Source organism: Fluviispira multicolorata (genome assembly GCF_009208585.1).
In the GTDB taxonomy this organism is placed as follows: Bacteria; Bdellovibrionota_B; Oligoflexia; order Silvanigrellales; family Silvanigrellaceae; genus Silvanigrella; species Silvanigrella multicolorata.
On record NZ_WFLN01000004.1, the window covers coordinates 658581 to 673936 of the forward strand.

6 protein-coding genes are annotated in these 15356 nt (G+C 29.5%); 1 reads left to right on the forward strand and 5 read right to left on the reverse strand.

Annotated elements, in window-relative coordinates:
• Positions 1-128 precede the first annotated feature (128 nt).
• The 4 genes from GCL57_RS02900 to GCL57_RS02915 form a co-directional block, all read right to left on the reverse strand.
• Entirely contained in the window at positions 129-1898 is a 1770-nt protein-coding gene (locus GCL57_RS02900) for a hypothetical protein (protein ID WP_152211757.1), read from the reverse strand.
• Positions 1899-1915: 17 nt separating this feature from the next.
• Entirely contained in the window at positions 1916-3586 is a 1671-nt protein-coding gene (locus tag GCL57_RS02905; RefSeq protein WP_152211758.1) for a hypothetical protein, read from the reverse strand.
• A 265-nt stretch (positions 3587-3851) separates the two neighbouring features.
• On the reverse strand, positions 3852-8930 hold the full coding sequence (locus tag GCL57_RS02910) for an RHS repeat domain-containing protein (protein WP_152211759.1): 5079 nt from the start codon (positions 8928-8930) through the stop codon (positions 3852-3854).
• Positions 8931-9110: 180 nt separating this feature from the next.
• Positions 9111-10001, reverse strand: a complete 891-nt coding sequence (locus GCL57_RS02915) for a hypothetical protein (RefSeq protein WP_152211760.1) — start codon at positions 9999-10001, stop codon at positions 9111-9113.
• Positions 10002-10289: 288 nt separating this feature from the next.
• Between GCL57_RS02915 and GCL57_RS02920 the strand changes: the two genes are divergently transcribed.
• A complete protein-coding gene (locus tag GCL57_RS02920) occupies positions 10290-11615 on the forward strand; it encodes a lipase family protein (protein WP_152211761.1) in 1326 nt (441 codons plus the stop codon).
• An 8-nt stretch (positions 11616-11623) separates the two neighbouring features.
• On the opposite strand, the gene smc is transcribed toward GCL57_RS02920, so the two are convergent.
• The gene (gene smc, locus GCL57_RS02925) at positions 11624-15247 is read right to left on the reverse strand and encodes a chromosome segregation protein SMC (RefSeq protein WP_161597568.1); all 3624 of its coding nucleotides are present in this window, start codon (positions 15245-15247) and stop codon (positions 11624-11626) included.
• Between the last annotated feature and the right edge of the window lie 109 nt (positions 15248-15356).

Here is a 15356-nt window from a genome sequence, read left to right on the forward strand (position 1 = left end):
CAGATTTTCATTGCTTCTTGAAATTGATGCATCCACTAATTAAAATTTTTATTTTTTTGCTTTTTCAAAATGATCTTGAAGGGGGAATTACCGACGTAATCTATTTTTTGAGGTGGTATAATAAAATATCATTTAAAAGTTGAATTGTCATAACGCTTTGACTGAGACATCCTTTGGCAAGAAGAATGAATTTCTTGTTGATATAGACACATATGGCTTTTGTGATGAGTCAAAAAAGCTTGGTAAGAATGCGATGCTTCCGCTGCCGTTTTTAATTCGAATTTACGTTTCAATATTTTAGTTATGATTTTTAAATGCAAAGTTTTATTTTCAGTTTGAACAGCTTGATTTGCAATAAATTGGTACCATTCAGTTGGAGTGTTAATAATTTTATATATAACTTCACATTGATATTGCATTAATTCTTGATGATGTTGAATGGATAATGGAAAAAAATGAAGAAGACGGAGATCATAAGTTGGAAAAATACTTGGTATAAATTCTTGTGATTTTATATAATTGATTCCGTATTTTCCTTGTAAAAATATGAACAAAAATTCGTCTAAAAATTTCGGTACTATTTTATATTTTCTAAGACTTCCTCTGCTGACTTTTCTATAACCTTTTTCCTTGTAGGAACGATGCTGATCATAATTTGAATAATAAATTTCGTCATAGTATTTTATTTCAGCAAGGCCTAAGGAATTGAACCTTGACTTTTCAATGCGAAGTGTATTGAGTGACTGACCATGGTCTATTTTCATCAATTTCCCATCCGCAGAAAAGCCAAAATTTCCATCGTGTAAATCGTTTTCTTCCAAAAAAATTGCTGAGATTAAAATATTGACAAATCCTTTATAATCCTTTCTGAATTTTAATATATATTCATCATCTGCTCCTTTTTCGAAATAATCTCGAATAGAAAAATAACTTACTTTTTCAGATGCAATACCGAAACAAGGCGCTGTTTTTGTCTTCGGCTGGGAATTACCAATGATATAGCGATAAATTTCTCCTGTGATCACTTCAATCATAGACTCTTGCTCGTTGTTTAAAGGCTTATAAACAATTTCTTTGATATTGTTATTTTCTTTCTTTTTTTCAATAAAAAAAACAGGATTGACTCCTTTTCGCGAAGTGGGTTTTGTATCGTAATATTCCTTAAGACTGATATCACCAAGATGTTTATAAATTTCATTTTTGCACTCTTCCAGTGATCTTAGTTTTAATGAAGAGGAAAATTTTTGCACAGGATCATTTATAACTTTGATTTTTTTGTTAAAAACTAAGAGTTTGATTTTTGCATAGTCGGTATCAGAACACATTCTAATGGAATAGCCATTGTGGCCCATGGATTGATTATTTATAAAAAAAAGTGAAATATCTTTTACGTAGCTGTGATCAATATTTTTTATCACCTGCTCAAAATCTTTGCTAGATTGAGAATGCGTGGTATTCAGATTATTTAATTTATTAAAATTATGACTACATTCTTTCAACCAGATTTTAAAATGATCAACCTGAAAAAAAGGCTCTTGATAAAAAACTCTTTCATTTTTGATATTTAAAGATTTATTTTCACTAGAAAAGCAATTGTATAAAATATTTGTGTGTCTTGAATTATCAAAATTTTTATATATTTCTTTGATTATAAATACGGCAGCAAGAAGTTTAGCTTGTCCTCGAGTTATACTGCGAGTCAAAAAATATGATCTATTTTTGCATAATTGCGTTATGTTATCTGAGAATTCAAAAGAGGGGTTTAAAATATGATAAACAATTTTAATCGTGTATAAATCGATATCCGTAATATTATCTTTATGACCATCATAAAAAAAAAGTGTGTCTTGAATTGCTCCCAATAATAATTCTTCTTTTTTGGAATTATGATTTGTCATTTTTTAATCCTTTAATTTCAATATAATAAATGTTCTATAAGGTACTCACGCTCAAGAGCAATTTGATTGAGAAGTGATTTAATTCCGTTGTATCGTGTGCTTTTTTTGTTTGTGATTGCATCAAATTTATCTTCAAACCAAGTTGAAAGACAGTCCGCTAATTGATCAAGACATTTTAAACGCCAGTTGATTTGATAATTTGCAATGCGATGATAACTTGCAATTAATTCTTCAATTTGTTTGATATTGCTACTGGAGTACCTATTCGCCTCTTTAAATAGACCAAATGTACCCGAACCAGGGGTGTTTTGTTTAAACTCATTGACTGTCCAGAGTTTTTTTTCAGGTACAAAAGAGTTTCTATTTAAGTTATTTATTTCTTGAGAAAACCTTTTGAACATACAATCTTGAACCTCTGAAAAATAATGTGCAACTTCTTTGGGGGTGATAGGTGTGAGCGAACGCCGCAACGGAGCTGCTTTAAATTTGTTTGTTTCTGGTGAAAGCGCACGCATAACAGCCCAAGAGCAGTTTGTGCTGGTAAATGAATATCCACTGGGATGAACATACTTAAACCAAGTCTCGAGAATTTTAGATTCATCTAGGCCGAATCCTTCTAAACCCTGGGATGGTAATGAAATAATATGGGATGGAGATAAACCATGAGCCAATTTATTAGAATTATAAATAGTTTGGAGTGAGAGATGTTCATCTTCAAGTAATCTTTTTAATTCATTTAATTTAGATATGCTCAGATCATCTACGTTATTTATAATGCCATCGCGAATATCGTTATCTATTGACTTAATACATGTGCTTAATTGAGTTATAGTTTTAGTGTATTCAGAAGATTCTTTTTGGCCTAAATTTTTATTTATATCCCCAAACTGATTTAATAATAACAAACGATGTGAAAACTTTTTTCTATTCAAGAAATAACCTGTTAAACTTTGATACTCAGAGTAGGTTGCCGATGTCACGAGCATGCCTTTCAAAATACCTGATTTTACTTTATAAACCAGTTTCTCTTTTTTTCCCCAAGAACTGGATATGTGTGTTTTTCGATGTATTTTATCTATTTTTTCGAGATTATTCATTTTTAAATCTGAAAATAGTTTTGATATATCGACTCCATCAGCTTCATCTTCCATATCTTTTTGAAAAGAATTGTTCATATTGTCTCTTAAATCACGTAATTCACCTTTATCAGCTACTTTAAGAGCAATATTTTTTTGGTGGAAGGTTTCTTTTGTTGCTGATTGGCAATCATCTCCAGGCCAAAAACTGAAGTAAAGACTGACATATTTCTCTTTACCATGATAAACTCTTTTAGGGAGAATATTTTTAAAATTTGAAACAACTTTGTTTATTTCATATATCTCTTGGCATTCCTTTAGTATTTCCGTTGATAAACACTTTTCAAAACTGCTATTCCATTTCTTAGACATAAGAAGAATCATGTCTTTGTATTGAGGGTCATATTTATTTACAACCTCATTTAATTTTTTTTGTATATATTTCTCTTTTATGTATATATCTTTAAACATAGGAGTATTTTTTAATAATTTTTTAAAATTTTTAGATACCATCAAAATTTCGAAGGCAGCATGTCCGCAATTCGTTTTATTTAAAATGATATCTTTCGATGATTCTTGGTTATATGCCCAAGATATTATATTTATCGTCATATATACCTCTTTATAGGAAATAAAGAAAAATTTGCAAACATAAAATTCAATTTATTTTGCAATTTTATTCAAGCAATTTATATGCCACTTTTGATTATAAAAAATGAGTATTTGAGATGATTAATTTCAAAAGATTACAAGAATCCTTATTAATAATTATTCAACAAAATTTTATATAATTATTTTTATGCTTTTTCAAGAAGAAAAGATTTGGTATGAACTGTATTTAATTATTTATCAACTGAAACTGGAGCCAAAACATAAACTATATTCCAGCATAATTATAATCTAAGCTATCATGTTTTATAAGAGATAGTTTTTCTTCTTGTTGTTTTTTTGGATTTACAAAATCTTTATATTGTTTTTTTGCAAAGGATGATAAATCAAAACCAAATGAAAGAACACCTGTTCCTAATGAAGTGAGACCAAAATTTATTGCTTTATGAATATTGTATTCATAGCCTTCCATATTTCCATTTGATCTTTCTCTAAATGCCGCATTTTTATATGCAAGACTCGTAATTCCTGTGCTCGTGGAAGTATATTCTAATACATTTTGTGTAATAAACTTAGCTTTCTCAAATTGAGTTCCTTTTTGAAATAATTCTTTTGCAGACATGGCAGTTTTTGGCACCTCAATAAGGGTGCCACCAAGCCCTAAGCCAATGGAAGCCCAAGTTAATTGCGATGAAACCCTTAAATATTCCTCTTGAACATCTTGTTTACCTTCGGCAGCGGCATCACGAGCAAATTTATTATAAATCGATCCTGCAACTCCTGTTGCTGTGGAAGCTAAACTAATTACGAATGCCGTGCTTTTAATTGCAAGATCGAATGCCACCGTTGCGGTCATGAGTGGAGGAATAGCGGCAAGTGTTGTTCCAAATGAAAATAGTGAAAGAAAAATACTAATACATGAAATGGCAAGACCAATTCCAAAATAAACCTCTGGATTTTCGCCTGTTGGATCGAATTTCATAATTGGATTATTCGCTGCAAAAATATATCCGTTAATTCCGCCCCTATTATATGGTGATTGAGAGCTATCATACTGCATAAAGCGGCCTAGGACTGGATTATAAGCCCTATAGCCTTTGCCTAAAAATTGAAAACCTGTGCTAGGATCTGTTCTTTCTCCATTAAAACCAATACTATTTTTTAGAGTATGATGACTTTGATGTTGTTGATTTTCAGATAAGTTTGATCGATAACCATAAGGAGTATAAACAAATGAATCATCTAAAAGTGTATCTCCTTTCTGGATTCTAATAATACTTTTTGCATGATCAGTAATAAATACAAGCTCTAGCTCATTGCTATTTAATTTTGCAATAAAATTATTTCCATCAACAAAGTAACTTGTATGATCATTCACAGAGATTTCATTAATAAGCTTGTTTCCTTGATAATAAAATTTAATTTCTTGCGAATCATTTATTTTTTGAGAAACAAGCACTCCTTCTCCATTATATTTATACTCTGTCTTATCTTGGTTTTTAGTAAATGATATTAATCTATTAAAGATATTGTATTCTAATTTATTACCTTCATCATCAAAAATGATATTTCCATTAAGATCATATATAATTTCTCCACTTTGTGCTAGACCAAAAAATATATTTGAATTTGTATATTTTTCAAGTTTATTTGGATTAATATTTGAATAATAATAGGTGGTTAAATTCTCTAAGCCACTTTGAAAATTTCTTTTAACAGATTTAATATTATTAAGATCATCAAATGTATATTCTTCTAAAGTAATTTTATTTCCCGTCTGGTCATTAGGGCATAAAGCTCCTGAACATACATATTTTTTTAAATTATTCAAACTATCATAAGTATACTCTTCTAATGAATTTAAATTATTTGCATCTTGCCTTTGCTTTGATTTTAAATTCAAATCTTTGTAGTATTCATAGTTATAAGAAAGTATATTTTCGTTATTTAAATTATAATAAGTTAAATTTTTTAAACTTCCTATTTTATTATATACATATTGCACAGTGGTTTTATTTGGTAATATTTTTGTTACAATTCTACCAAAATCATCATAATGATATCTTTCGGTTAAAATAGAGTTATTTTCATTTCGTTGATAAACAATACTTTCTTTTTTTCCTGTAATTTTGTTATAGTTTGTATACATTATATTATTTAAAATATCTCTAACATAAATAAGGTTTCCTTGCAGATCATATTTATATGAAATTTCTTTATTGGTTGGATAGACAGTGCTTTTTTCTTTACCATCCGGGTAATAATGATAAAGAGTTATACCCGTTTCATCGTGCATACGAGTGACCAATGAAGTTTCATTATTATAAGTATAACTGGTTTTTAAATAAGGTTTTTCTTCAACAGATTTTTCAATTAATCTATTTAACTCATCATATGTATAATTTATTTTTTTCCCGTCTCGATTAATTTGTTGAGAAATATTCCCAGATAAATTGTACTTATAAGTAATAGAATTACCCTCGGAATCCCGATCGATAACAAGTTGTCCAATTGAATTATAAACACGTGAACCTAAATTTATTTTTAAATTATTTTTAGTTGTTACTGATTTGTCAATAATTTTATCATTAAAAATAGGATCATAAATATAATTTACTTTTCTATTATCAGCATAGATTTCTGAAACTTTATTACCAATTTCATTGTAGGTATATTTAATTGAATTTCCATTGACATCGACTGCTTCTATTAAATTACCAAATCCATCAAATTTATTAAAACTTCTACTGTATATTTCATTATTTTTTAAATAAGTTATACTTGAAATTGGCTGATTATAATCATTAAAAAATGTTATATTCATTGGTGATTTTACATTAGAAGTAGAACTTGTAAATCGATACTGAGCATTTCTTGAATCATCATAAAAGATATTTTTTACACTGCCATCGGGTAAAATAATTTTAGTATTTCTTCCATATATATCATATTTATAAGCAATTTGTAGATTATAAAATGTGCCATTCGCATTTTTATTAGATAGTATTTCTTCACTCTTTTGTGAGACAATATCATAACTATAAGAAGCAAGTTTATTAAATTTATTTTCATCTTCGCGGTCTTGTTTCCATTTCTCAATTTCTCTTCCCATAGAATCATAAATAATTTTATGCTTATAACCATTTGCTTCGATAACAAGCATCGTATTTTGCCCTTTTAAAGGTTCATTTAGTAAATATTGATAATTTTTTGAACGTGAAATTGAGGTATTTTCTCCAATAGTTTCTTTTATAATACGGCCATTACTATCATATTTATAAGACATTTCAAAAAGATCTTTTAACTCTTTTTTCTTTATTATTTTTTTTGAATTAGTATTATAAATAGTATATTCTGATATAAAATAAGATTCATTTACATCGTCACTGATCAAATGCTTCTTATAAATAGAATTGTTTATTCTGTTTTTTTTGTATTCAAATATTGTATTTGATGTTTTTATTTTTCCAGATAATTTTGCTGTAATTTGTGAAAAAACAGGAAGAGATATTGGTTTAATTCTCTCCCCTTCAATAACTGTATTATCAGCATAACTATTAATTTGAGTTTTATAAACTGTCCCACAATTATCGATGCTAATACCACAAACAGTTGAACTGAATTTATGTGTAACATTTATAACTCTTTGAAAAGTTTTTCCATTTGCAAGTTCTATAGAATCATAATCGTATTCAATCACTGTGCTTGAACTCTCATACTGCGAACTGGTAACGACTCTCTTTAAAAGATGTGGTATACGATTATAAGTTTCTGATTCATTGAGATATTTATATTTTTTAATGATTCCTGATGAGCTTTTACTTAAAAGTAAATTACCATAATTATCATACTGATTTTTAGTTATCTCTTTGCGAATATTATTATCTTCACCAAAGTGGGTTACAATGATTTCTATTGGTAAATTATATGCATATTCAAGGTTTTCAAAACTGCGATCTTGCCAAGGTAAATATTTATATTCTTTTTTCTGCTTAATTTTTTCATTTAATAAAATTGTTTCATGCATTAACAAATGAAAATGATTATAAGTTCTTTTTATTTTTAAATGACCTTGAGGATGTTTTTTTGTTTCAATAGAAGTATATTCATAAGTATTTGAAATAGAAAAGAGAGAATCTTCATTGTCAATAAATTTTGCCACTCCAAAACCGAGATAATTATTGTCATTTGCAAAATAATAATTTGTATAGTTTGTATTGTCTTCCTTTAAACCTGGAAAATTGATTGTCGAAATCTTACTGACTGCTGGAACAGAATAACCTGGTCTTAATGATTTTAATCCACCTTCAAGATATTCAATTAAAAACTCATAGTGAGTCGGATAGGTGATTTTTTCAAGCAATATATGCTCAATATTTTGCAGTGTATTCTTTTTATAATTAAAAATAATTTCTTGACTCGATGGATTTTCAACATGCGTAAGCGTATTTGGAAGCCCCTGATAACGGAAACGCGTGTAGGATTCATTTCCTGTTCCATCAAAATGCTTTATAGCAACAGAATGAGCTAAATAAAAAATCTCTACTTTTATAGGTTTATTTTTATTATATGAACTAGAATATTGAATTGATTTTAGCTTAATATTATCTTCATAGATAAACTCAACTGAAAACCCTTCAGAATTTGTCATTTTTACTAAATTTCCGTAAATAGTTTCCACAATTTCTTCGCGGCCATCTTTATAATTAATTATGATTTTATTATTATCTTTACGAACAGAAATGTCTTTAAGCTTATAATAACGAAGGACATTTTGAGAACCATATTGAAGTTTATAACTTCCTCCGCCAGAAAGAGATAAAGTTTCTGAACTCACATCGTAGCGAGTTAAATTCCAAGTCCAACCTTTTCCTATTCCAAAGGTATTACTTTGTGATAATGATGAATAATTTATGCTTAAAGGAAAAACCGGATCTTCAAAACCGGCTCCTGAAACATCTACAATTTTATATGACATTGAAAATACGCCTGTGCGCGGATCAACATGTTTTGAGAGATCTTTAAAATTATATGCATCACTTGTGAGTTTTTCTTCGCTTGAAGAAGTTAATTCAGAGTTAAATAAACTTCTTTTTGTTCTTTTTTTTGATTGATTCTCATTGTTTGAATTTTTTTCATTTTCATTTTCTATCTTATTTTCTAGAGCCACAAGTCTCTCTTTTTTTAACTCCACATCTAATTTTTTTGATCTTCCTTTCAAGGATTCTTGCAATTGGGTGGGTGAAGTAAAAGCTAATGTGATTCCATAAGTAGATTGATACGTTTGTATGAGCATAATAAAAATACAAAAAACAGAAATAGTTTTTTTAGTGATACAGGCTTTCATCACAATCCTCTATTTATTTTATTGTAGAATTGAATAAAGATATTCTTTTTTTACCAACGTTTTGAATTATCTTATATAGTTTGAAAAAAGTCAAATATACTTGGTTATTTATAAAATAATAATTTTTCTTTTTTTTAAATAAGAAAACAAATGAATTGATTGAGAAAAATTTTTTGAAATCTATTTATTGAGAAATGCAATTTGTTTTCTTAAAAATTGATAGCGTGATTTGAGAGCAAGTTGTAAAGATATTGAACTGTCTTTAGAAAATTGTCTGAACCATTCTTGGGAGTTAAATTGAGTAGGGAAATTAGGAAGAGACTTAAAAGTATTTTTTTCTAAATTATATTTAAAACCACCATGAGTAATTTCTTTTCCTGAATTTGGATCGAAAGTCAGCACAATACAAGTTACTTCATTGCAATTACAAGATGGATTTACACAATAGAGATCATCAAGAGCATACATCTGATTTTCATGAATACGTTCAATGCCACCAGAAAAAGGAAAAATAGCTTGAAATGGCAATAATGCAGATTTATTTTTCTGCTTTGGCAGACGCTCTGTCCATTGATCATCCAAAAACTCAGGAGAAAAACTAACAAAAGGCTGTTGTAAATGGGGTTTTAAATTTCCTTCCGCTAATTTTTGAAGAGCTTGAATAAGTTCAGTTTTTTTAGCATCACTCACATCAACGGGTTTGCTTTCTGCTGCATTCAAACTTCCTGTACCTTCGCCGTCTAAAGTCGTATTTATTTGACGAATATCAAGAATATCAAGGAGTTTATTACTTTTTATATTTATTGTGGCCGTTAAACCAATAATTTCACTCTCTTCAATATTTTCATTCTCTAGAAGACTGGCAAGCATTTTTGCACGGAACTGGTTTTTAAAAGGCGTTAATTTTAATACGAGAGTTGCATTTTCAAGATAGGTCTTAACATCTTCCTCTGAATTCATTTGGGTCGGAAACAGGAGAACGACTTCTAGGGAAAAATATTTTTCATTCCAAAAAAGGCGATTTGCTTCGTTTGCTCCAACATTTAGTTGACTATACATAGGATTTTGCATTCAATTGACTCCATATCTTAAATTAAATCAAGCTCAGTGGGAGTAACAAATTTACATGATTTAAGCAAGAGTAAGGTATGCAAGATATAAAAGATGTGCTTTACACTTGAGACATGGCTGACAAGATTCATTTAATATGCTTTATTTCACATTACTTAATTATTTTATTAGTAAATTTAAATACTTAAATACAAGACAAATGCAATTTTTCATATGCAATTATTATGACATTGATATCTATGCTAAATTAAATTAAAATATTTATAAAATATACATAGAGAATACAAAATGCCAATGTTATTGAAAAAATTATTTTATCCAATATTTATTTTATTTTTTTCGACGTATTGTAAGCAATCATTTTCTAATGAAAATTATTTGTTTTGTACTAAAATTGATGGAGTAGATGTAACATCAAATTGGGTACGTTTTAAAGATGGTAATTATAAAACTGTTTCAGGATATTGGATAAAACCAAATATATTTAAATCGGATGAAACTATAAATAATTTAAAGAAAGATTGTTCTAGAGTATTTAGCAACACAAACCCAAATCAAATAAATGTATCTATTAAAAATAGAAATCTTTCTTGGCAACACACCATAATTGATTCTGATGATAATTCTATTACAGACATAACAAAAATGAGTAGTTTAAACTATAAAGATGTCTTAGATTATCGTTTTTTACTTGCACTTGCATATATTTCACGCTTTGCATACCGCACAGAGTCAGCTCAACAAGAAGCTAACTCATATGATTTAGATTCTATTTTTAATAGAACAGGTTACAAAATAATTCCATATTCTGTTTTTAAAACAAAAAAAGCAAATATCCACTCAGTTGCATTTATTAACCACACTGACAAAGTAATAATTTTAGGATATAAAGGAACAAGTAACCAAATTGATAGAGAAATAGACACTCTACTTATGGGATCAAACCTGTTTAAATTTCAAAAATTTAAACAAGCAATTGATGAGGCATTGCAAATTCATAAAGATACAGTTAAACTCGTAAAAAATATTTTTCCAAATTATAAAGAGTATAAATTTGTTTTAACTGGACATTCTCTAGGTGGTTTTTATGCCTCTATAGTTGCAGCTAACAAAGGTTTACCTGCGCGCGTATTTTCATCACCAGCTACTCATTTTAATTCAGGATCATTATTTAATTTTTTTAACATATTTAAAAAGTTTCAATTTGACAATGTGATAAACTTTGTTAGATATTCCGATCCCGTTAATGCATTTTCAGGCCGACATGTTGAAAATAGAATATATTTTTACGAATCGAATCAAATTAATATTTTACAAAATCATTCGTTAACTGCATTTATAAATGAAGTTTTTGAAAAAAAAGTGCCTCCTTATTATTACGATCTCAAACCAACCTACTCTAAAGTAAAAATGCCCAGTGATTCATCATATTTTGGGTTAAAGAAATTAATAAGTTATAAAGGCTATTCATCCCCAAATATGTTTACTAATATCAGAGAAAAATATATTAATTTATGTGAAAAAGATTTTAATGTTAGAGAAGAGCAGGATGATTATTTGATTATTGATGTCCCTAACCAATCTAGAATTGATAATAAATCAACATGTCCATAATTTAATTTCTAAACAGTTGCAGAAGCCCCAGAACGGATAGCTGCTTTTTGTTTTTTTCTAAGGTGAGGTGGAACATCCGTAAGATCGACCGAGACTAGTTTTGAAACTCCTGGTTCACTCATTGAGATTCCATATATGGTATCAAGAACTTCCATTGTTCTACGATTATGAGTAATTACGACAAACTGAAACTCTTCGCTTAAAGCTTCGAGCACGTCGTTAAAACGTCCCACATTTGCTTCGTCAAGAGGTGCATCGACTTCATCCAGAAAACAAAATGGAGCGGGTGTCGTTTTAAGTAGACTAAAAATAAGCGAAATAGCTGTCAGAGCTTTTTCGCCACCGCTGAATAAACTCATATTTTGCATTTTTTTACCAGGTAAACGAACCAAAATTTCGACCCCGGTATTTAATAAATCTACTTCACTTAACATTGAAAGTTCTCCATGTCCTCCAGGAAAAAGAACAGGAAATATTTTTTGAAATTCAATATTTACTTTATCAAATATTTCTTTAAAACGAATTTTAGTATTTTCCTCAATTTCTTGAATAGAAATATAAAGCTCCTGCATAGAACGTTCAATATCTGACTTCTGTGTAATCAAAAAATTAAGACGTTCAGAAACATCTTTAAATTCTTCTAATGCTCTTTCATTCACTGCACCTAAATCAATTATAGCTTGATGCAGCTCTTTAATACGATGCTCCAATGTTAGACGATACGCTCCATCGTTTTCAGCATTTTCAGGCAATTGATCAGCAGATAATTGAAATTTATCAAAAGCATCTTTTAGAGCAGTTTCGATAATTGTGTCATAGCGAGCAAGTTCGAGTTGTTTTTCATTTATAAACTTCTGTTTTGAAGCTGCGCTGTCTTTTTGAGATTTTAATTTGCTTTCAACAACTCTAAGTTTTTCTTCAGTTTCACTTTCTTCTTGTACAAGATACTCAAGTTTATCCTCATAAACTCGAACTTGTTTTTGCAACCCATTAATTTCATTATTTAAATGAATAAAATCGCTTTCAGCATTGTTGATTTGAGTTTTTAGATCATCAATTTGACCAATGGAGGAATCTAATTTTTGTTGCATCCGTCTTAACTGAAAAGTAATTTCTTCATAATTTTTACGATTGTTTGTTTGTCTCTCTAAAATAACCGCACGTTCTGATTTTTTACTTTGCAATTGCAAAAGAATTTCATCTCTGAGTTCTTTTTTAGTATTAAAATCTTCTTCAAATTCTTCAAGATTTTTACTAATAGCACTGTATTCATTTTCAAGTTTATCAACTTGCGCTTGATTTTTTGCGAATGATTCTTTTGCATCAGAAATCTCCGTCAAAAATCTTTTCTTTTCTTCATCAAGTCTTGCAAGATTTTCATCCATATGACGCAACTGTAAATCGAAATTTTCCAATTGACTGGAAAGCTTAACGGACTCAACTTTTTCTTTTTCAAGGGCTGAAGCCAACTCCGTTACTTTTATTTCTGTTTTTTTCTTTTTATCAGATAAAATATATAAACTACCTTCACAGTTTGCAAGTTGATCTTGCATCTCTTCTTTTTTGAGAAGAGCCTCTGAATATTCGCGTTTTCTTTGTAAGATTCCTTGTGAAACACCATCTGTTAATTGCCCAAAATTCATTTCATTTGTAGATTGACAAACAGTGCCTCTTTCCGTAACAAAAATAAAATTTTGAATATCTCCGCATAATTTTTTTGCTTTTAAAAGAACCCATTCGTCTTTACAAATAAAAATTCGATCAAAAATATATTTTACTGTTGGCTGTGAACAGTTTTCTAAGCGAGCTCCCACACAACGAATGCCATTTAAATTTAAAACATTTGCTTTAATTTCTGCTTCTAAATGAGATAAGTCAGAGATCATTTCTTTAATAAATAAAGAAACCCTTGAAATAGACATCTCTTCTATTTTATCAATTATTTCAATAAAGTTATCGACATTTTCAAGAATTGCCGATTGGAAAAGTTGTGGCATACTCGATTCTAAGATACATTCATCTTCCCTATGTAAAGAAACAATGTCAAACAAGAAACCTGAAATTTTATGACTAAATTTTTCTTTTAAGGAAAGAGTTCCATCGGATAAGCCACTATTTGATTCGATGAGTTTTTGCAAACTCACAACATAACTTGCAATTTCTAGATGTTTTTGCTTTGCATTGTCTCGCTCTTGTTCTGCCACAGTAAATTGCTGTTTCATTTTTTCTAAGTCAGATTCAATAATATTGCGATGACTCACAACTTCATCAAGTCCTGCAGAAACCTTACTTAAACTATTTGCAATTTCTTTTCTATCTATTGCTATTTGGCTACGGTTTTCTAAATGCAAAATATAATTTTCTGTTACTTTTTGAATTTGTACATTATAACGTGAAATTGTATCGAGCAGTGCTTCATTGCGCGCTCTTAATGAACTTCTTCCCGAGTCAATTGCACGTAACTCGGAGCGGAATTCATCTCCTCGCATTCTTTCCACTTGTAAGGATTCACCGATCTCTTCAAGTTTTTCTTGAAAAGACTCTTGCTCTATATCTATTTTATTTAAGACCTTTTCAGAACTTTCAACATCAAATATTAAACTATTTTGTCGTTCTTCTTCTCGTTTTAAACTAATGCGTTCTTCAGATAATTCTTTTGTCAGACGATCTCTTTGAATAATTCTTTCTTCATGTCTTTTCTTATAATTTTCACTTCGCTCTTGGTACTTTGTTAAAGCAATTTTTTGATCGTCTAATTGATTTTCGGTTGATTTAATTTGTTGTGTTAATTCAATATGGGTTGACTTAAAATCATTTGCTTCAGACTCCCATTCACCCGCTTCAAGGCTTGATTGTTGAATTTGACTTGAATGATGATTTATTTCTTTTTTAATTTTATTTGCTATAGAACGATAAAAACCAACATGATTTTTTATTAATAAAATTTCTTTTTCTTTTAATTCTTGTGAAAATGCTAATTTTTGCGAAGCTTTTTCAACTTGCTCTTCAAGGGATTCTTTTTGCCGTGCAAGTTCAAGTTCAATTTCAGCAAGATTTTTCATTCTTTCAGCAGTTGAATTAAGTCTTTTTTCTGCTTCTTTTCTACGCACCTTAAAAACTGTGATACCCGCAGTTTCTTCGAGGATTTCACGAAGATCATCAGGAGAAGCTTGAATGATTCGATCTCTTTTATCTTGTTGAATAATTGCATAGCTTTTTGAACCTAAGCCTATTGATAAAAGAAAATCCACAATATCTTTTAATCGACAAGGCTCACGATTCATAAAGTATTCGCGCTCAGCACCTTTATTTATTCGACGGCCTATGGAAATTTCTGGGAGATGCATATATTCCGCTGGACAATGTAATCCATCATTTGAAAAAACAAGAGTTACTTCAGCAAGACTCAATGGTTTTCTATTTTGGGAACCTGAAAATATGATATCAGTGGGATCATCGGCTCTTAAGCTTTTTGCTGTTTGCTCGCCCATAACCCAGCGAACGGCATCGATAATATTTGATTTGCCTGAGCCATTTGGACCAATGACTCCAGTTATTCCATCGTGATATTGAATATTTACACGATCTGCAAAACTTTTAAACCCAGAAATATGAATAGACTTAAGCTTCATGGTGCCCTTACGCAAAAACATTAAAGTAAGAAAGAAAAATCTTTCAAAAAGATCCTAACTCAATTTCTTTCTCTTTGAAACTTTGCCTATGGCAATATAAGATCCCCAT

Bases quoted from the DNA above. Each gene is read 5' to 3' on its own strand.
- GCL57_RS02900 (WP_152211757.1), bottom strand. From the start codon at position 1,898: ATGACAAATCATAATTCCAAAAAAGAAGAATTATTATTGGGAGCAATT.
- GCL57_RS02905 (WP_152211758.1), bottom strand. From the start codon at position 3,586: ATGACGATAAATATAATATCTTGGGCATATAACCAAGAATCATCGAAA.
- GCL57_RS02910 (WP_152211759.1), bottom strand. From the start codon at position 8,930: ATGAAAGCCTGTATCACTAAAAAAACTATTTCTGTTTTTTGTATTTTT.
- GCL57_RS02915 (WP_152211760.1), bottom strand. From the start codon at position 10,001: ATGCAAAATCCTATGTATAGTCAACTAAATGTTGGAGCAAACGAAGCA.
- GCL57_RS02920 (WP_152211761.1), top strand. From the start codon at position 10,290: ATGCCAATGTTATTGAAAAAATTATTTTATCCAATATTTATTTTATTT.
- smc (WP_161597568.1), bottom strand. From the start codon at position 15,247: ATGAAGCTTAAGTCTATTCATATTTCTGGGTTTAAAAGTTTTGCAGAT.